Here is an 18482-nt window from a genome sequence, read left to right as displayed (position 1 = left end):
GGCTGGCGCGACGTCCCCGTCGCGCCGCCGCTCGTCCCTCGGGCGACTGCTACTCCGGGGCGTCGAGCTGCTCGCGGAGGGCATCGATACCGTGCATCTCGACCGGGGCGCCGAGCAGCCGGGCGTTCGCCTCACGCACCTGCGACCAGCGGTCGCGGGTCATCCGGTACCGGACCTGGGTGCTCGCTCGTCCCTCGCTCACGACCCGCGCGAGGCCGTCGGGCTCGTATCCCACCCGGCGTGAGACGGCGTTCGACGCCGCGTTGTCGTCGAACGCCACCGACGTCACATGATCGGCCCCGAGACCCTCGAACCACAGGTGGAGCATGAGCGCCCGCATCCGGGTCCCGATGCCCCGACCCTGGTGCTCCCGGCCGAGCCAGGAGCCCGTCTCGACCTCGCGCAGCACCTGCCACTGCCGGCCGGACGCGCTCTGGATGCCGACGGGGACGCCAGCGGACAGCACCGCGAGCTCCAGCACCACGTCCTGCGGGCCGATGCGCGGTCGCGCTGCCCACTGGTAGTCCAGGACGCGCTGCGCGACCTCCCGCGCCGAGCCCCGGGTCCACGGGAAGGTGAACGGCATCGCGTCGTCGGCGTGCACCCCGCGACCGGCGAGGTCCGCGAGCGCGACGAGCAGGTCGTCGTCGATCCACCGCATCTCGAGGTCACCGGAGCGCACCCGGACGCCCGATGCTGGCCAGAGGTCCACGAGCCGTGAGGTCATGCGCCCGAGTCTGGCCGTGCCCCGAGGAGCTTGTCCAGCAACGCGGTGAGCTGTGCACGTTCCGTCGCGTCGAGCTTCGCCGTCACGGTCGCGCCGGACGCGACGCGCCCGGCGACCTGGGACCGCAGGCGCACGCCCTCGTCGGTGAGGCGCAGGAGCTTGACCCGTCGGTCCTCGCCCTCCACCCGCTCCACGAGCCCTGCGGCCCCGAGCCGGTCGGCGATGCCCGTGACGTTGGACGCGTCGCAGGCGAGGCGCTCGGCGAGGCCGCTCATGGACAGGGGTACCTCGAGCTGCAGGAGCACGCGCGCCTGGAGGTGCGTGAGCCCGAGCTCCCCCACGACGGCGCGGAAGTCCGCCCGAGCGAGGTCGGCGACGTCGTAGAGCCGCATGGTCAGCGCCTGCGCCTCGGCGAGCGTCGGGGCAGCAGGCCGGGAGGTCATGCATCCAGCCTACCGGGATGCTTGACCACATCAAGCATCAGGAGGACGCTGGGGAAACTTGAGGTGCTCAACCATCCAGGAGGTCCACGATGACCGCGTCACCGTCCACCCGCACCACGTCCCCCACACCCATCGCCCGCGCCGAGGTCCTCAGCCTCGGCGCCGCCACCGCCGTGACCGCGACCGTCGCCAACCTCCTCGTGCTGCTCGGCGGGAGGTTCGCCGGGGCCGACATGGTCGTCGGGCCACCGGACCCGGCCACCGTCGGTGTGCTGCCCGTCGTCGGCGCCACGCTCGTCGGCGTGCTCGTCGGCACCCTCGTCCTGCTCACGGTGCGCGCCCGCGGCCCGCGCACGTGGTCGGCCCTCGCCGTCGTGGGCCTCGTCGTCGGCCTCGCCACCGCCCCGGCGCCGTTCGCCATGGAGGCCGGGACGACGACACGGGTGACGCTCGCGACGATGCACGTGGTGACCGGCCTCGTGTGGTTCCTCGCGGTCCGCCGCACGAGCCGCACCTGATGCCGGGGCGGCCACCCCGCTCCTACGCCTCGAAGAGGTAACCCATCCCGGGGTGCGTGATGATGTGCCGCGGCGCGGACGGGTCGCGCTCGAGCTTGCGGCGCAGCTGCGCGGTGTACACCCGCAGGTAGTTCGTCTCCGAGGAGTACCCCGGCCCCCACACCTCCCGCAGGAGCTGGGCGTGCCCGACCATCCTGCCCCGGTTGCGCACGAGGACCTCGAGCAGCCCCCACTCCGTGGGGCTCAGGCGCACGTCACCGCCCTCGCGCTGCACCCGGCGCCGCGCGAGGTCGATGCGCAGGTCACCCGCCTCGACCACCGGCTCCGCGGGCGTCGTGCCGTCGACGGGCGCGGCGCGGCGCACGGCAGCGCGCAACCGGGCGAGGAGCTCGTTCATCGCGAACGGCTTCGTCACGTAGTCGTCCGCGCCCGCGTCGAGCGCGTCCACCTTGTCGTCGCCCAGCTGCCGCGCCGAGAGCACGACGATCGGCACGGCGCTCCACCCCCGGATTCCCGCGATCACCTCGAGTCCGCCGAGGTCCGGCAGGCCGAGGTCGAGGACGACGACGTCGGGGCGCAACCGGGCAGCGGCGTCGAGCGCGGCCACCCCGTCCGACGCGGTCGACACGTCCCAGCCGTGCGCGCGCAGGTTGATCGTCAGGGCCCGCACGAGCCCCGCGTCGTCGTCGACGACGAGCACCCGGTTGCCCAGGCTGCCCGGCGACGTGGCGCCCTGTCCGTGGCCGCTCGTCATCGGGCCTCCTCGGCACCGGGCACCGGCGCGGCGCTCGGGACGGCAGGGACGGTCGGGACGGTCGGGATGGTGACCACCATGGTGAGCCCTCCTCCCGGCGTGTCGTCGGCTGTCACAGTAGCCCCGACGGCCCGGGCGAGTCCGTGGGCGACGGCGAGACCCAGCCCCAGACCGCCCGCGGAGGTGTCCCCGAGCCGCTGGAACGGCTCGAACGCCCGGTCGCGGTCCCCCGCGGCGAGCCCCGGCCCGCGGTCGACGACACGCAGCTCGACCTCCCCGGCGCGGTGCGAGGCCGTGATCCGCACGGGCGACCCGGCCGGCGAGAAGCGCACCGCGTTCGACGTGAGGTTCGCGAGGACCCGCTCCAGCAGGCCGGCGTCGGTGAGGACGAGCGGGAGGTTGTCCGGGACGTCGAGGACCACCTCGTCCGGGGCGAGCTGCTCGACGGCGAGGGGCACGATCTCGTCGATCGACCGCGGCGCGAGGACCGGCCGCACGCTGCCCGTCTGGATCCGGGAGAGGTCGAGGAGGTTGTCGATGAGGCGCTCGAGCCGGGTCGTCGACTCGGCGATGGTCTGCTGCAGCGCCGCCCGGTCGTCGTCGGACAGGCGCGCGTGCGGGGAGCCGAGCCCGTCGATCGACGCACGGATGGAGGCCAGCGGGGTGCGCAGGTCGTGCGAGACGGCCGCGAGCAGCGCGGTCTGGGTCGCTTCCGCCTGCTCGAGCACCGCGGCCTGGGCGGCCTTGTCACGCAACCGCCGGTACTCCAGCACCACCCCGGCCTGCGCGGCGAACGCCTCGAGCACCTGCCGGTCGCTCGCCGGCAGCACACGGCCGAGCAGCACGACGCGGCGGGTGTCGCTGATGGCGAGCACCGTCGTCGTGGGAGTCCCCGCACCTGCCCGCACGTCCCGGGCGCTGCGCGCGACGAGCCGCCACGGGGCGTCGTTGGCGTCCTGGTCGTCCCGCTCCTCCAGGCGCACCTCGGGGATCGCGAACGTCTTGGCGAGCCGGGAGACCACGGCCTCGGCCGTGTCCTCGCCCGAGAGCACCGAGCGGGAGAGCCCCGCGAGCGTCGTCGCCTCCGCCCGGGCGCGGTACGCCTGGGCGGTGCGGCGGGCCGCGAGGTCGACGACGGACGCGACCGCTCCGGCGACGAGGACGAACACGACGAGCGCGAGGACGTTCTCCGGGTCGGCGACGGTGAGCCGCCCGGTCGGGGCCGTGAAGAACCAGTTGAGGCAGAGGAAGGACGCGAGCGCGGCGAGCATCGCGGGCCACAGGCCGCCGACGAGCGCGACGGACACCGCGCCGACGAGGAAGAGCATGAGCCCTGTCGCGAACGAGACCTCGTCCGCGACGCGGAGCGCGGCGGTCAGCGCCAGGGGGACGAGGAGCGCGAGGAGCCATCCACCGACGTGGCGCGTGCGGGACAGCGGCGACCACCGCCCGCGGAGCCGGACCCCGGCGCGGGCCCGCTCGTGGGTGACGAGGTGGACGTCGATCGAGCCGGCGAGCTGGGCGATCTGCGCGCCCGTGGACCCGAGGACGGCCTCCCGGAGCCGGGAGTGCCGCGAGACGCCGACGACGATCATGGTCGCGTTGACCCCGTGCGCGAAGTCGACGACCGCTGACGGCACGTCCTCCCCCACGACGGTGTGCAGCGTCCCACCGAGGGCCTCGACGAGCTCCCGGTCCGCCGCGATGGCCGCCGGTGCGGCGCTGGGGAGCCCGTCCGTCGCGAGCACGTGCACGGCGAGCAGCTCCGAGCCCGCCGCGCGACGGGCGATGCGGGCACCGCGCCGCAGGAGGGTCTGGCCCTCCGGACCGCCGGTCACTGCGACGACGATCCGTTCCCGGGCGGGCCACGTCGCGCCGATCTCGTGGTCCGTGCGGTACCGGGTGAGGGCGTCGTCGACGCTGTCCGCGACCCACAGCAGGGCGAGCTCCCGCAGCGCGGTGAGGTTGCCGACCCGGAAGTACGAGGACAGCGACGCGTCGATCTGCTCGGCGCGGTAGACGTTCCCGTGGGCCAGGCGGCGGCGCAGGGCGTCCGGGGAGAGGTCCACGAGCTGGACCTGCGCGGCCGACCGCACGACGTGGTCCGGGACGGTCTCCCGCTGGCGCACCCCCGTGATGGTCTCGACGTCGGCGCTGAGCGACTCCAGGTGCTGGATGTTCACCGTGGTGACGACGTCGATGCCGGCCGCGAGCAGCTCCTGGACGTCCTGCCACCGCTTGGGGTGCGCGCCACCCGGCGCGTTGGTGTGCGCCAGCTCGTCGACGAGCGCGACCTCGGGCGCCCGCGCGAGGACGGCGGCGAGGTCCATCTCCTCCAGGACGGTGCCCCGGTACGCCACGCTCGCCCGGGGCACCACCTCGAGGTCCCGCAGCTGCGCGGCGGTCGCCGGACGCCCGTGGGTCTCGACGAGGGCGACGACGACGTCCGTCCCGCGCGCCCGGCGCCGGTGCGCCTCGTCGAGCATCGCGAACGTCTTGCCGACGCCGGGTGCGGCGCCCAGGTACACGGTCAACCGTCCCCGGCGCCCCTCAGGCATGGTTCACCCCCCGCAGCGGACCCATGGTCACAGCAGCGTCCCGGCTCACGGCAGCATCAGCGTCACGGCGCCATCATGCCCACAGCGACGTTGAGCTCGAGCACGTTGACACGCGGCTCCCCGAGGATCCCGAGGTCGCGGCCGCTCGTGTGGGCCGCGACGAGCTCGCGGACGTCGGCCTCCGGCAGGTCGCGGGCCCGGGCCACCCGCGCCACCTGGGTCGCGGCGTTCGCGGGCGAGATGTGCGGGTCGAGACCGGAGGCGGAGGCGGTGAGCGCGTCCGGGGGCACGTCCTGCGCCGGGACGCCGGTGTCGACGACGGCCTCGCGGCGCTCGTCGATCATGGCGACGAGGTCCGGGGAGAGCGGGCCGAGGTTCGAGCCTGCCGAGGCGAGGGTGTCGTACCCGTCGCCGGCCATCGAGGGCCGGGGGTGGAACCACTCGTCGCCCGTGAAGGACTGGCCGACGAGCGCGGAGCCGATCACGGCGCCGCCGGTCTCGTCGGGCGAGGTGGCCCGCGAACCGTCGGCCCGCAGGAGCGAGCCGTTCGCCTGCCAGGGCAGGGCGAGCTGGGCGACGGCCGTGACCGTCAGCGGGTAGGCCAGGCCGAGCAGCACCGTGAGGACGCCCAGCACGCGCAGGCCGGCGAGGGTCTGCCGGACGAGCGAGAGTCCCGTGAGGCGCCCGCGGACGTCGGGGCGGGTCGAGGTGGTGGTCATGTCAGCCGATCCCGGGGATGAGTGAGACGAACAGGTCGATGATCTTGATGCCGAGGAACGGGGCGACGAGGCCCCCGAGCCCGTAGACGAGCAGGTTGCGTCGGAGCATCACGGACGCCGCGACAGGCCGGTACGCGACCCCCCGCAGGGCGAGCGGGATGAGCACGACGATGATGAGGGCGTTGAAGATGACCGCGGAGAGGATCGCCGACTCCGGGCTCTCCAGCCCCATGACGTTGAGCACCCCGAGCTGGGGGAAGACCACCATGAACATCGCCGGGAGGATGGCGAAGTACTTGGCGACGTCGTTGGCGATCGAGAACGTCGTGAGCGAGCCACGGGTGATGAGCAGCTGCTTGCCCACCCGGACGATGTCGATGAGCTTCGTGGGGTCCGAGTCGAGGTCGACCATGTTCCCGGCCTCCTTGGCGGCCGAGGTCCCCGTGTTCATCGCGACGCCGACGTCCGCCTGGGCCAGCGCGGGGGCGTCGTTGGTGCCGTCCCCGGCCATCGCGACGAGACGGCCACCGGACTGCTCACGCCGGATGTACGCGAGCTTGTCCTCCGGGGTGGCCTCCGCGAGGACGTCGTCGATCCCGGCCTCCGCGGCGATCGCGCGGGCCGTGATCGCGTTGTCGCCGGTGACCATGACCGTGCGGATGCCCATGGCACGCAGCTCGTCGAACCTCTCCCGCAGCCCCTCCTTGACGACGTCCTTGAGGTGGACCACCCCGAGGACGCGTGCCGGGTCGTCGCCGACCTGGCGGGCGACGACGAGCGGGGTGCCACCGCTCGCGCTCACGGCGTCGACGAGCGCCTGCACCTCGTCCGGCGTGGTGCCCCCGGTGGAGGAGACCCAGGCGCGCACCGCGGACGCGGCGCCCTTGCGGATGCGGACCGTCCTCGGCTCCGCCGCGTCGGCCGCGAGGTCGATGCCGCTCATCCGGGTGGAGGCGCTGAAGGCGACGAGCTCACCACGGGGGACGGCCCCGTCGTCGGCGAGCGACCCGGGCGAACGGGAGTCGACGAGCAGGACGATGCTGCGTCCCTCGGGGGTGTCGTCGGCGAGCGACGCCAGACGGGCCGCCCCGGCGAGCTCGTCCGTGGTGGCTCCGGGCGCGGCGGCGAGGTCGGTGGCCTGCCGGTTGCCGTAGGTGATGGTCCCCGTCTTGTCGAGCAGCAGCACGTCCACGTCGCCCGCCGCCTCGACCGCACGACCGGACATCGCCAGCACGTTGCGCTGCACGAGCCGGTCCATGCCGGCGATCCCGATGGCGGAGAGCAGGGCCCCGATGGTCGTCGGGATGAGGCACACGAGGAGCGCCGTGAGGACGATGAGCGACTGGCGCGAGCCGGAGTACACGGCGAACGGCTGGAGCGTGACGACGGCGAGGAGGAACACGACCGTCAGGGACGTGAGCAGGATGTTCAGCGCGATCTCGTTGGGCGTGCGCTGGCGGGAGGACCCCTCGACGAGCGCGATCATCGTGTCGACGAACGTCGACCCGGCGGGCGCCGTGATCCGGACGACGATCGTGTCGGACAGCACCGTGGTGCCACCGGTCACCGCGCACCGGTCACCGCCGGACTCCCGGATGACCGGCGCGGACTCGCCCGTGATGGCCGACTCGTCCACGGAGGCCGCTCCCTCGACGACGTCCCCGTCGCCGGGGATGGTCTCCCCGGCTCGGACGACGACGAGGTCACCGACCCGCAGCTCGGACGACGGCACGGCCTCCGAGGGCAGGTCAGCGAGCCGCTGACCCCGCGCCCCGTGCGCCTGGTCGGCGGAGACGCGACGAGCGGTGGTCTGCTGCTGGGTGGCGCGCAGGCTCGACGCCTGGGCCCGGCCCCTGCTCTCGGCGACGGACTCGGCGAGCGTCGCGAACAGCAGGGTCGCCCACAGCCACACGACGATCGACACGGCGAACACGGACGGGTCGAGGACGGCGAGCACCGTGGTGAGCACCGCCCCCACCTCGACGACGAGCATGACGGGGGAGGCAGCGAGCGCCCGTGGGTCGAGCTTGCGGACGGCGCCGGGCAGCGCGGCCCGCAGGCTCGTCCACGTGAGGGTGCTCGTGGACTGCCGCGGCAGCGGCAGCGGTGGTGCGTCGGGAGGGTTGAGCGTCGATGCGGTCATGACAGGGACTCCACGATCGGGCCGAGGGACAGGACGGGGATGAAGGTGAGACCCACGACGACGAGCGTGACGCTCGCGAGGAGCCCGACGAACACGGGCTGGTGGGTCGCGAGCGTGCCGGCGGTCGGCGGCACGCTCGTCTGGGAGGCCAGGCGTCCGGCGAGAGCGAGGACGAGGACGATGGGGATGAAGCGTCCCGCGAGCATCGCGACCCCGAGCAGGGTGTTGTAGAACGGGGTGGCCGTGGTCAGCCCGGCGAACGCCGACCCGTTGTTGTTGCTCGCGGACGCCAGCGCGTAGAGCACCTCGGACAGCCCGTGGGGCCCGGCCTCCTGGATGCCCGCCTGGCCCGCGGGGAGCGCGACGGCGAGGGCCGTCCCGGCGAGGACGAGCGCCGGCATCGTGAGGATGTACAGCGCGACGAGCGTCATCTCCTGGCGCCCGATCTTCTTGCCGAGGTACTCGGGCGTCCGTCCGACCATGAGCCCGGCGACGAACACCGCGACGATGGCGAGGACGAGCATCCCGTAGAGACCGCTGCCCACGCCGCCGGGGGCGACCTCCCCGAGGAGCATGTTGAACAGGACGAGCCCGCCACCGGGTGCGGTGAAGGAGTCGTGCATCGCGTTGACCGCACCCGTGGACGTCCCGGTCGTGGCCGCACCGAACAGCGCGGAGCCCGCGGTGCCGAAGCGGACCTCCTTGCCCTCCATCGCGGCGCCCGCCGCCTGTGCGGCGAGCCCCGGTCCGCTCATCTCGGCCCACGTGAGGAGCGCGAGGGAGCCGATCCACAGCGTCGACATCACGGCGAGGACGGCCCAGCCCTGGCGGGTGTCGCGGACCATGAGGCCGAAGGCCCTCGGCAGCGCGGAGGGGATGAGGAGGATGAGGAAGATCTCCAGGAGGTTGCTCAGCGGGCTCGGGTTCTCCAGGGGGTGCGCGGAGTTGGCGTTGAAGAACCCGCCGCCGTTGGTGCCGAGCTCCTTGATGGCCTCCTGGGAGGCGACCGGTCCGCCGAGGACGCTCTGGGTGCCCCCGGTGAGGGTCTGTGCGGCGGTGTGGCCGTCGAGGTTCTGGATGACGCCGGTCGCGACGAGCGCGAGCGCGGCGAGGAAGGCCAGCGGCAGGAGCACCCGGACGCAGGTCCGTGTGAGGTCCGACCAGAAGTTCCCGATCCGGGCGTCCGTGCCAGCACGCTGGAAGCCGCGCACGAGCGCGATCGCCACCGCGATGCCGACGGCGGCGGACACGAAGTTCTGCACGGCGAGGCCGGCCATCTGCAGCAGGTGCCCTGCGGCGCTCTCACCGGAGTACCACTGCCAGTTGGTGTTCGTCACGAACGAGACGGCCGTGTTCCAGGCCCCGGCGGGGTCGAACGGCGCCATCCCGAGGTCGAGGGGCAGCAGGTGCTGCAGCCGGCCCAGCCCGTAGAGGACGAGCAGGGACGCGAGCGAGAAACCCAGCAGCGAGAACGCGTAGGAGGTGGACCGCTGCTCGGCGTCGGGGTCCACCCGCATGAGGCGGTAGCCGAGACGTTCCACGCGCAGGTGCGTTCCGGACGTGTAGACGTGGGCCAGGTAGGCGCCCAGGGGCCGGTGGACGAGGGCGAGCAGGACGAGGAGCAGGGCGATCTGCGCGACCGCCGCAGCGACCGGGCTCATCGGTCACCCCCGCGGTCGGGGCGCAGCAGCGCCCGGACGAGGTAGCCGAGCAGGACGGCGGCGAGGACGAGGCCCACCCAGTCCTCGCCGCTCACGACCGGTCCTGTCGGCGGTCGGTGCGGGCGAGGACCCGCATGCTGGCTGCGAGGGCGGCGAAGCTCGCCACGGTACACACGATGAAGGCCGCGTCGGCCATAGGAGTGATGCCTTCGAACGTCGGTCGGACGTCACTGGACGCCGGCGCACCACGGGCGGGGCGCAGACCTGTTCTATGCCCGCTCCACGCCCCTGCCGACCTCTCTTGACGCGACCTTGACGCCGGCACCGCAGCCTTGACGCACCTCTGACGCCGCGGCACTGGCCCGCCCAGGAGAGGAGCTGTGGGGCTGCCGCCGGTTCGCCGTCAAGGTTGCGTCAAAGTTTGCGTGGGGAGCCACGGATCCCCGTCCTGCGCCCCGTCCGAGCGCTAGCGTGACTCGCGCCTCTCCGCCGGAGCGGGCACGTCCTCTGGAGCCTGCTCACCATGCACGGTCTCGTGCCACCACTCACGCTGCTGCGGCGGCCCACCCGGCCGATCCCGAGAGGCAGCGCCCGCGTCGCCTCGCCGCGCAGCTCGCACCCGGGCCGCCGCCGTCGGCCCGGGCAGCTCGTCGCGGCCGGGTTCCTCGCCGCCATCGGCGTCGGCACGGCCTTCCTGCTCCTGCCGGTCGCGAGCGCGGAGCGGGGCGCGACCGTGCTCGAGGCCCTGTTCACCGCGACGTCGGCCGTGTGCGTCACCGGGCTGATCGTCGTCGACACGGCGACGCACTGGAGCGCGTTCGGGCAGGTCGTCGTCCTCGTGCTCATCCAGGTGGGCGGGTTCGGCATCATGACGCTCGCGTCCCTGCTCGGGCTCCTGATCTCCCGGCGGCTCGGGATCAGCACCCGGCTCGTCAGCGCCTCCGCGACGCGCACCGTCGGCCTCGGCGACGTCCGGTTCGCGCTCCTGGGCATCGGCGCAGTGACCGTCGTCGTCGAGGCGGGGACGGCCCTCGTGCTCACCGGTCGGTTCGCCGGCGAGTACGGGGAACCGCTCGGCAGGGCCGTCTGGCTCGGCGTCTTCCACTCCGTCTCCGCGTTCAACAACGCCGGGTTCGCCCTCTACCCGGACAACCTCGTGGGCTTCGCGACCGATGCGTGGATCAGCCTGCCGATCATCGCCGCCGTCGTCATCGGCGGAATCGGGTTCCCCGTCCTGCTCGAGGTCTGGCGCACACCCCGGCGGCCCCGCCGGTGGAGCCTGCACACGAAGATCACCCTGACGATGACGGCGGTGTTCCTCGTCGGGGGCGGCGCGTTCGTCACCGTCGCGGAATGGGCGAACCCCGGGACGCTGGGCCCGATGAGCGTGCCCGGGAAGCTGCTCGCCGGGTTCTTCCAGGGGGCGATGCCGCGCACGGCGGGCTTCAACAGCGTGGACATCGCCGCCATGAACAACGGCACGTGGCTGGGGTCGGACATCCTCATGTTCGTCGGCGGGGGGAGCGGTGGCACGGCCGGAGGCATCAAGATCACGACCTTCACGGTGCTGCTCGTCGTCATCTGGGCGGAGCTGCGGGGCGACCCGGACGCCGTGGTCTTCGACCGCCGCATCGCGCCCACCGCCCAGCGGCAAGCCCTCGCCGTGGCGCTCCTGGGGGTGGCGGCCGTAGCGCTCCCGACGATCCTCCTCACGATGACGTCGCCGTTCACCTCGGACGAGGTGCTCTACGAGGTCGTCTCGGCGTTCGCCACCGTCGGGCTGTCGACCGGGATCACCGCCAGCCTGGACGGCTGGCAGCAGCTGGTGCTCTGCGCACTGATGTTCATCGGACGGCTCGGTCCCGTGGCACTCGGCACCTCCCTCGCCCTGCGGGACAAGCAGCGGCTCATCCGGTTGCCGGAGAGCGCGCCGATCGTCGGGTGAGCGCAGTGCAGTGAGGTGCAGCGAGGTGGCACGGGCGCTCGGGATCAGGCACGGTCGAGACGCGCGACGCTCGGCCGTCGCAGGCCCTGCGCCTGCATCGCGACCGCGGCGAGGCGTTGCACTGCCCAGAGGCTAAGGACGTTGTCCAGAGCATCCGCTCTTGTGCTCACAGCCGGGAAACCGGCCGGTTCTGGGCCGCGTCAGCAGCCGCAGTGGCTGCCACGGCGACCATCGCCATGGCGATGACAGCGGACATCCAGCCGAGCACCCGAGGTCCCGCGTCACCCACGCCGCTTCCCATCGCCGCGATGATGCTCAGACCAGCGACCCCGAAGAGCCACGACATCACCAGCACCGAGACCCGGGGCACCATCGCGACCACAGCCAACGCCAGCACGGAAAGACCGAGACCACCCATATGCACCGGCGCAAACCGCTCGTCCAGTGTTCCATCGCCCGCATACGCCCGGGCGCCACTCGTCGAACTCAGCGCGATCGCGGCGAGGGCCGCCGGTCGGCGTCCTCGTTCAGCACACGTGGTCAAAGACATGGCGAACCCTTCATGCAGCTACACGTCGGCGAGGAGCATCGCCGGTGCCAATCGGGGAAAAGACGCTCCAGCGGGCATCCCGGACAACGAACGTTCCCACTACAGCCAGACCTGCGGCAAGGATGAGGGACCAATTTTCGACTCGAACTACCGCGTGGGCTCCGGGACGGTCAGCGGGTGTGCCGTCGAGCGCCCTCCGCGCCGACCGCCACCCAGAAGCCCAGCTGGTCGTCGGCGGCGACCCCCTCCGGGGAGACGGTGATCCACCCCCGGCCCATCGGTCGCTCGGCCCCCATGACGGCCGCCCTGGCACCGGGGACGACGACGAGCTCGTCGTACCGGGACGGGTCGCACCGCACGAGCAGGTCGCCGGACGGACCGGCCGCGACGACCATCGCGTCGTCGACCATGAACGACAACCCGCCGAACATCTTCACCTCACGCAGCGTGCGGGCGGCTGGCAGGACCGCTCGCACGCGCTCGGCCAACGCGTCTTGCTCTGCGGTCATGTCTCGCTCCGTCCTGTGCGGTCGCGCTCTGGTTCTCGTGACCCTACGGCTCCCCGGGTTCGCCCGGCATCGCCGGTTCCGGACCCCCGTCAGCCTCCATCCGGGCGAGGGCCGCCCGCACACGCTCGGCGCGTGCGGTGGCACTCGGAGCGGTGAGGACCCGGTGGATGATCGCGTACCTGTCTGACCGGGAGAGGCTGGCAAACCGCGCGACCGCAACAGCAGACGTGTCGAGCGCCCGCTGGAGGTCCTCCGGCGCCTCGGCCGATGCCGGCCCGGGGTACGCCCGGTCCCAGCGCCCGTCGGCCTTCGCCCGGTCGACCTCCGCGAGCCCGCGGGGACGCATCCGCCCGGACTCGACGAGCTCAGCCACGAAGCCCACGTTGCGCTGCGACCAGATGGACGACGCCCGGCGGGGCGTGAAGCGCTGCAGGAACGTCGTGGCATCGCGGGCGTTGCGGCGCCCGTCGATCCACCCGCTGCACAGCGCCTCCTCCAGCGCCTCGGCATAGGTGAGCGACGTCGGCTCGGTGACGCCCTTCTTCGCGAGGACGAGGCTCACACCGTCCGACGAGTGCTCGTGGGCGTCGAGCCAGGCGCGCCACGCACGGACGTCGGGCACGACGAGGAGGTCGGACGGCTGCGCGTTCTCCATAGGACGAGCCTCCCACCCCGGGCGGTCAGGGGCTGTCCGCTGGCCCGCTGTGCAAAGATCCTCCCCGTGAGCGCCCCCTCCAGCGCCGGCGCCGCACCCCTCCCCGCCGAGCCTCCCGCCGCCGAGCCACCCGCGGTCGTCCGCACCGCCTGGTACGACGTCGCAAAAGCCCTGGCGATCGTCCTCGTCGTGCTCCACCACGCGTGCACGGCGACGACCGCATACCTCGTGCCCGGCCGCGACGACGTCGCCCTCACGGTGATCACAGGGTTCTCCTCGGCACTCCTCCCCGTCCGGATGCCCCTGTTCTTCCTCGTCTCCGGGCTGCTCGCGGCACGTGCGCTCAGCCGCCCCTGGGGCGCGGTCCTGCGACCACGCGTCGCGCACCTGCTGTGGCCGTTCCTCCTGTGGAGCGTCCCGCTCGCTCTCGTCGTCGCCCTCGCCCGGGAGCCCTCCCGGCCCTGGGCGGGCTTCCTCGCGATCCTCGCGGACGCCGCCGCGCTCGGCGGCGGCTACTGGTACCTCCCGGCGCTCGTCGTGTTCTTCGTCGCCGCCCGGCTCATGCGCGCGCGCTGCTCCTGGGCCCTCGCCGTGACCCTCGCTGCGCTCCTCGCCGCGCCGTTCCTCACGGCCTGGGGAGACGGGCACCTCCCCGGGCCCGTGGCGACGACCGGTGCGCGCTGGTCGCTCACGGCCTTCTGGTTCATGGCCGGGTGCTTCGGCGGTGCGGTCGTCGAGCGCGTCGCCCGGCTCCCCCGGCGGGCGACCGTCACCCTCGGAGGCTGGGCCTTCGTGGGTGGCACGCTCCTGCTCGGCAGCGACGCGGCGGGGTCCGTCTGGCGCCCCGTCCTCACCGTCGTCGGGCTCGTGACGATGATCGTCCTCAGCGTCGGCCTCAGCGCCGGCTGCGCCGGGGTGGCCCGGTACGTCGCCGCCCGGACCCTGCCCGTGTACCTCGTCCACCCGGTGCTCATCCACCTCGTCGTCCTCGCGGTGCACCTCGCCCCCGACGGGCTCCTCGCGGACCCGGTCGCCGGGTTCGTCGTCGTCCTGACGGTCCCGGCGCTCGCCGTCCTCGGCGTCGCGCTGCCGCTGCGGCTCGCGGACACGGTGCTGCGTCGGGCGCCGTGGCTCCTCGTCCCGCCCCGGCGCACGGTGTTGTCGCCCGCGGTATCGAACTGACGCCGGAGCCGTCAGAGACGTCGGCCGCCGCCGGTCACCCTCGCACGAACCCGTCCTGCAGGCGGCCTCCGACCGTCTCGAGCTCGGCCCGCACCGCGTCCGCGAAGGCGTGGGCGTCGTCGGCGAGGAAGGCGGTCGCGAGCCGCTCGGCCCGCACGGGATTCCACTCGCGCAGCCGACGGGCCTGGTACTTCCCGGCTCCGATCCATCGGTGGTCGCTGAGCAGCAGCAGGGTCGTGATCTTCTCGAGGAGGACGCCGGCCACGATGCGCTGTTCGAGGGGGTCGGTGGCGTCGACGAGGTCGTCGAGCAGGTCGGTGACGACGTACCGCAGCATGTCCAGGTCGTGTGCGGCCGGCGTGGGACCGGCGTCGATGACCGGCTGCCACGTGGCGCGCAGCGCGTCGAGCTCGGTACCGCCCCGGATCGCGACGCCCTCGAGGAGCATGTGGACGATGACGGGACGGAACTGCGCGACGCGGGACCGCGCCCACTCCTCGAACCCCGCGGGCGTGTACGCGAACACCTCGAACACCTCGCCGTCGAACGCGTGCGTCTCCGCTCGGCTGTCGGCCGCCGGCTCGAACATCGTCTCGGGGCCGACGATGAGCAGGTCGATGTCGCTCGTCGCCGTCCGGGTGCCGCGCGACGTGCTGCCGGCGAGGACCACGGTGGTGGCCTGCGGGTACTGCTTCTCGACGAACCGGCGGGCGACCGACAGGTGATCCATGCGTCGATGCTAGTGAACACGCTGCCAGCTGCGCCCCCGGCTCTTCGGCCACCTCTGGCGCCCGCGGCGACGCACGGTCTAACGTGAACTGGTGCCAGCCACCGCCCGAGAGGTCAGGACGCTCCTCGCGCGCGCCTACCAGGACGACCCCCTCATGGCATGGATCTTCCCGGACGCCGACCTCCGACCCCACGCGACGTCGGCATGGCTCGGCCTGTTCGCGGAGGAGTACCTCGAGCACCATCACGTCGACGTGCTCCGCACGGACGGGCAGCTCGCAGCCGCCGCTGCATGGCGTCTGCCCGGGGACCCGGTCGCCGTCCCAGCGCTCCCGAGCACCTCCGGCCTGCTCGCCGCGCTCGTCGGGCCGGAGCGCGCGCGGCACGTCGGGCAGGCCCTGTCGGGCCTTCGCCGCTTCACGCCGGACGAGCCCCACGCCTATCTCAACCTCCTCGCCGTAGACCCCGACCGTCAGCGCAGTGGCCTGGGCAGGAGCGTCCTGGCGCCCGGGTTCGCTCGCGCTGCGGCCACCGGGCTCGCCGTCCACCTCGAGACCGCTGACCCCGGGGCCGCACTCTTCTACGACGCGCTCGGTCTCACACGTCAGGGGCGGCTCGTCGTCACGGACGGGGGCCCGACGTTCGAGATCTTCGGAGGAACGGTCCCCGGCTCGGTCGGTCCGTCGGGGAACGCCACCGTCACCTGACGCCCCGCGGGCACCGCGACCCGCACCGTCGTGGCGCCCGACCGCACGGCGACCACCGTGTCGCGCACGGCACCGAGGGTCACGCGTTCTGGTCGCCCCGCCGCCCAGTCCACATCCACGGTCAACCCGCCCCGTGTGCGCAGGCCCCTGACCGAACCGTCAGGCCACGGGCACGCCGGGAGGACGTGGACCTCGCGGACGCCGTCGGGACCCACGCGGTGGGCCTGCACGAGCGCCTCGGCGATCGCTGCGGTGATACCGAAGTTCCCGTCGATCTGGAACGGCGGGTGGGCGCAGAGCATCGTCCGGTGGGCGCCACCCACCTCTCCGGGGGCGACGGCGTCCGGCCCGGACTCCCCGAGTGCCCCGGGCGGTGCGTCGACGGGGTGGAGGGCCGCCCGGACGCTCCGAGCGACACCGTCGGCGTCCTGGAGGCGCGCCCACAGCGCGGTGCGCCACGCGAGCGACCAGCCCGTCGAGTGCGGGCCGCGCTCGACGAGCGTCCGGGCGGCGGCGGCAGCGAGCTCCGGTGCGGTGGCCGGGTCGATCGTCGTGCCCGGGAACACCCCGTAGAGGTGCGACTGGTGCCGGTGCCCGGGTTCCGCGTCGGCGACGTCCGTCGACCACTCCGCGAGCCGCCCGTCGGGGGCGACCCGCTCGGCGGGCAGGCGCTCGAGAGCCGCCACGGCGGCGGCGGCCACCTCGTCGTCCCCCGGTCGGGCGTAACCCTCCCGGGTGGCGACCGGCGCGAGGTCCCGGACCTGCGCGAGGAGCCCGCGGACGATCGCGAGGTCCGCGGTGGTGCTCTCGTCGAGTGCCGCGCGCGTGCCGTCGGGCAGGAGGTAGGTATTCTCCGGGCTCGTCGAGGGCGACGTGCCGAGGGTGCCGTCGCCGCGCTCGACGAGCCAGGCGAGCACGAACCTCGCCGCCTCGACGACCACCGGCCACCCGTCCGCGAGGACCGAGGTGTCCCCCGTGACGTCGACGTGGTCCCCGACGTGCTGGGACAGCCACGCGCCGGCCATGGGCCAGAACGACCACGACGGTTCCTCGTTCCCGTCGCCGGTCGGGAGGCAGAAGCCCCAGGGGTCGGCGTTGTGGTGTGCCGTCCAGCCCGGCAGCCCGTAGAGCTCGCGGGCCGCCACGGCGCCGCGGCGCGCGAGGACCGGCAGGAACGCCAGGAGCGGCTCGTGGCACTCCGCGAGACCGGTGACGAGCGCCGGCCAGTAGTTCATCTCCGTGTTGATGTTCAGCGTGTAGTTCGCGTGCCACGGCGGGTCGAGCCGCTCGTTCCAGATGCCCTGGAGGTTCGAGGGCAGGCCGCCGGGGCGCGACGACGCGACGAGGAGATAGCGCCCGACGTCGAACGCCAGGGCGGCGAGGTCCGCATCGTCCTCGCCCCGCGCGACCGCCTCGAGACGCTCCTGCGTGATGCCCGGACGGGGTGCGCCGAGGTCCAGCGTGACCCGGCCCATGAGCTCCCGGTGGTCAGCGACGTGGCGTTCCCTCAGGTGAAGCGCGAGGCGTCCCGCGTCCGGCACGCCGTCACCCGGGACAGCAGAGCGCAAGGTGCCGAACACCGCGTCCTGCAGGACTCCGACGTCACCGTGGAGCGCCGTCACGCCCCGCGTGTGGTCGGTCGCGGTCGTGAGGAGCACGACCGTCCTCGTCGCTCCGGTGACGCGCACCTCGCCGTCCACGGTGGCGACGTCGCCGTCGCTGACGACCGTCGTCCCCACCACGGCGAGCACGCCCGCGCCCTCGTACCGCACGGGTTGCGTCGAGCCCGGGGGCCACGACGGCGTCGAGTGGGTGGGCATCTGCACGACGGCGAGGACCACGTCGCCCGTGTGGTCCGCGGCCGCCGGTGCTGCTACCCACGGGTGCGGTGATGCGAGCCGGACCGTGAGGTCCGCCGGGACCGACGTGCGCCGCTCGACGACGAGGACGTCGTCGGGGTGGCTCACGAGGACGTCCTGCTCGTGGCGCACGCCGTCGTCCGAGACCCACGCGTGGTGCGCGACGCCGTCGCGCAGGTCGAGCGTCCGTGCGTAGCCGGAGACCGCGCCCGGCGTGCTGCTGAGAACGAGGTCGACGAGCGGCTGGTACGCCTCGGGGTTGCCGCTCTGCACGGCCCGGACGTGGTCCTCCGCGGCGGCGACGTCCCCGGCGGCGAGCGCCGCCCGCGCAGCTGCGACCCGCCCGGGTCCGCCGCCCGGCCCGGCGAGCGGCGCGACGTCACCGCGGCCCGGTCCACCGGTCCAGCACGTCTCGTCGTTCACCTGGATGCGCTCACTGCCGGTGTGGCCGAACACCATCGCGCCGATCCGGCCGTTGCCCACGGGCAGTGCGTCCGTCCACTGCCGGGCGGATGCGTCGAGCCTGACCAGCCGGTGCGGCGTCCCGACGCCGTCGTCGATGCTCACGTGCCCCATGCCTGCACAACCACCTCTCGCGCGCGGCCACCGCGAGCGCACCGTCGCGCTCGCCGGACGGTGGCCGGGCCGAGGTCAGTCTGGTGCAGAGCACTCCCCCGGCCATGATCTCCGGTCCGGCGTGTCGAGAGGACATGGTGAGCCCGAGCCGTCCACGGACGTGGTCGACTGTTCGGCTTCCACCCTGGAGTGCGGCGGCGTCTCGTGACAGGCGGGCTTCGTGCAGCTAGCCGCGTCCGGCTGCACC

Annotated in this window: 17 protein-coding genes; 4 read left to right on the top strand and 13 right to left on the bottom strand. The window is 73.4% G+C overall.

The features are described 5' to 3' along the window. Window positions 1-49: 49 nt before the first annotated feature. Window positions 50-727 (bottom strand): GNAT family N-acetyltransferase, encoded by a 678-nt coding sequence (locus AC54T1_RS03775; protein WP_496911090.1) that lies wholly within the window; start codon window positions 725-727, stop codon window positions 50-52. Further along, a complete protein-coding gene (locus AC54T1_RS03770; protein WP_496911089.1) occupies window positions 724-1170 on the bottom strand; it encodes a MarR family winged helix-turn-helix transcriptional regulator in 447 nt (148 codons plus the stop codon). The genes AC54T1_RS03775 and AC54T1_RS03770 overlap by 4 nt, the downstream gene beginning before the upstream one ends. A gap of 89 nt (window positions 1171-1259) precedes the next feature. On the opposite strand from AC54T1_RS03770, the gene AC54T1_RS03765 reads away from it, so the two are divergent. Further along, window positions 1260-1688 (top strand): DUF6069 family protein, encoded by a 429-nt coding sequence (locus AC54T1_RS03765; RefSeq protein ID WP_496911088.1) that lies wholly within the window; start codon window positions 1260-1262, stop codon window positions 1686-1688. Window positions 1689-1710: 22 nt separating this feature from the next. On the opposite strand, the gene AC54T1_RS03760 is transcribed toward AC54T1_RS03765, so the two are convergent. The 6 genes from AC54T1_RS03760 to kdpF form a co-directional block, all read right to left on the bottom strand. After that, window positions 1711-2442 (bottom strand): response regulator, encoded by a 732-nt coding sequence (locus AC54T1_RS03760; RefSeq protein ID WP_496911087.1) that lies wholly within the window; start codon window positions 2440-2442, stop codon window positions 1711-1713. Beyond that, a complete protein-coding gene (locus AC54T1_RS03755; protein WP_496911086.1) occupies window positions 2439-5000 on the bottom strand; it encodes a DUF4118 domain-containing protein in 2562 nt (853 codons plus the stop codon). The genes AC54T1_RS03760 and AC54T1_RS03755 overlap by 4 nt, the downstream gene beginning before the upstream one ends. 62 nt (window positions 5001-5062) lie before the next feature. Next, window positions 5063-5719, bottom strand: coding sequence for a potassium-transporting ATPase subunit KdpC (gene kdpC / locus AC54T1_RS03750; protein ID WP_496911085.1), 657 nt, complete (start codon window positions 5717-5719; stop codon window positions 5063-5065). A 1-nt stretch (window position 5720) separates the two neighbouring features. Beyond that, window positions 5721-7862: a potassium-transporting ATPase subunit KdpB gene (kdpB, locus tag AC54T1_RS03745; RefSeq protein ID WP_496911084.1), complete on the bottom strand. Its 2142-nt coding sequence runs from the start codon at window positions 7860-7862 to the stop codon at window positions 5721-5723. After that, window positions 7859-9523, bottom strand: a complete 1665-nt coding sequence (kdpA, locus tag AC54T1_RS03740) for a potassium-transporting ATPase subunit KdpA (RefSeq protein ID WP_496911083.1) — start codon at window positions 9521-9523, stop codon at window positions 7859-7861. Before kdpA ends, kdpB begins: the two co-directional genes overlap by 4 nt. Next, entirely contained in the window at window positions 9520-9618 is a 99-nt protein-coding gene (gene kdpF / locus AC54T1_RS03735) for a K(+)-transporting ATPase subunit F (protein WP_496911082.1), read from the bottom strand. Before kdpF ends, kdpA begins: the two co-directional genes overlap by 4 nt. Before the next feature lie 428 nt (window positions 9619-10046). On the opposite strand from kdpF, the gene AC54T1_RS03730 reads away from it, so the two are divergent. Then, window positions 10047-11468 (top strand): TrkH family potassium uptake protein, encoded by a 1422-nt coding sequence (locus AC54T1_RS03730; protein WP_496911081.1) that lies wholly within the window; start codon window positions 10047-10049, stop codon window positions 11466-11468. Window positions 11469-11634: 166 nt separating this feature from the next. Here AC54T1_RS03730 and AC54T1_RS03725 read toward each other — a convergent pair whose 3' ends face one another. From AC54T1_RS03725 to AC54T1_RS03715, 3 genes are all read right to left on the bottom strand, one after another. Beyond that, window positions 11635-12018 (bottom strand): hypothetical protein, encoded by a 384-nt coding sequence (locus AC54T1_RS03725; RefSeq protein WP_496911080.1) that lies wholly within the window; start codon window positions 12016-12018, stop codon window positions 11635-11637. Between the two features lie 170 nt (window positions 12019-12188). After that, window positions 12189-12527: a TfoX/Sxy family protein gene (locus AC54T1_RS03720; RefSeq protein ID WP_496911079.1), complete on the bottom strand. Its 339-nt coding sequence runs from the start codon at window positions 12525-12527 to the stop codon at window positions 12189-12191. Between the two features lie 43 nt (window positions 12528-12570). Beyond that, on the bottom strand, window positions 12571-13182 hold the full coding sequence (locus AC54T1_RS03715) for a YdeI/OmpD-associated family protein (RefSeq protein ID WP_496911078.1): 612 nt from the start codon (window positions 13180-13182) through the stop codon (window positions 12571-12573). Between the two features lie 66 nt (window positions 13183-13248). Here AC54T1_RS03715 and AC54T1_RS03710 point away from each other — a divergent pair, with 66 nt between their 5' ends. Further along, window positions 13249-14364, top strand: a complete 1116-nt coding sequence (locus AC54T1_RS03710; protein ID WP_496911077.1) for an acyltransferase family protein — start codon at window positions 13249-13251, stop codon at window positions 14362-14364. Between the two features lie 34 nt (window positions 14365-14398). Here the strand turns inward: AC54T1_RS03710 and AC54T1_RS03705 are convergent, their stop codons facing one another. Next, entirely contained in the window at window positions 14399-15094 is a 696-nt protein-coding gene (locus tag AC54T1_RS03705; protein ID WP_484343982.1) for a nucleotidyltransferase domain-containing protein, read from the bottom strand. A gap of 91 nt (window positions 15095-15185) precedes the next feature. On the opposite strand from AC54T1_RS03705, the gene AC54T1_RS03700 reads away from it, so the two are divergent. Next, entirely contained in the window at window positions 15186-15800 is a 615-nt protein-coding gene (locus tag AC54T1_RS03700; protein WP_496911076.1) for a GNAT family N-acetyltransferase, read from the top strand. On the opposite strand, the gene AC54T1_RS03695 is transcribed toward AC54T1_RS03700, so the two are convergent. Further along, the gene (locus tag AC54T1_RS03695; RefSeq protein WP_496911075.1) at window positions 15698-18235 is read right to left on the bottom strand and encodes a glycosyl hydrolase family 95 catalytic domain-containing protein; all 2538 of its coding nucleotides are present in this window, start codon (window positions 18233-18235) and stop codon (window positions 15698-15700) included. The two genes, AC54T1_RS03700 and AC54T1_RS03695, sit on opposite strands and share 103 nt — an antisense overlap. Window positions 18236-18482: the final 247 nt, after the last annotated feature.

It is taken from the genome of Sanguibacter sp. Z41_6, from assembly GCF_059621145.1.
Note: the sequence above shows the minus strand (reverse complement) of the source record. Positions and strands in the feature narration are given on the sequence as shown.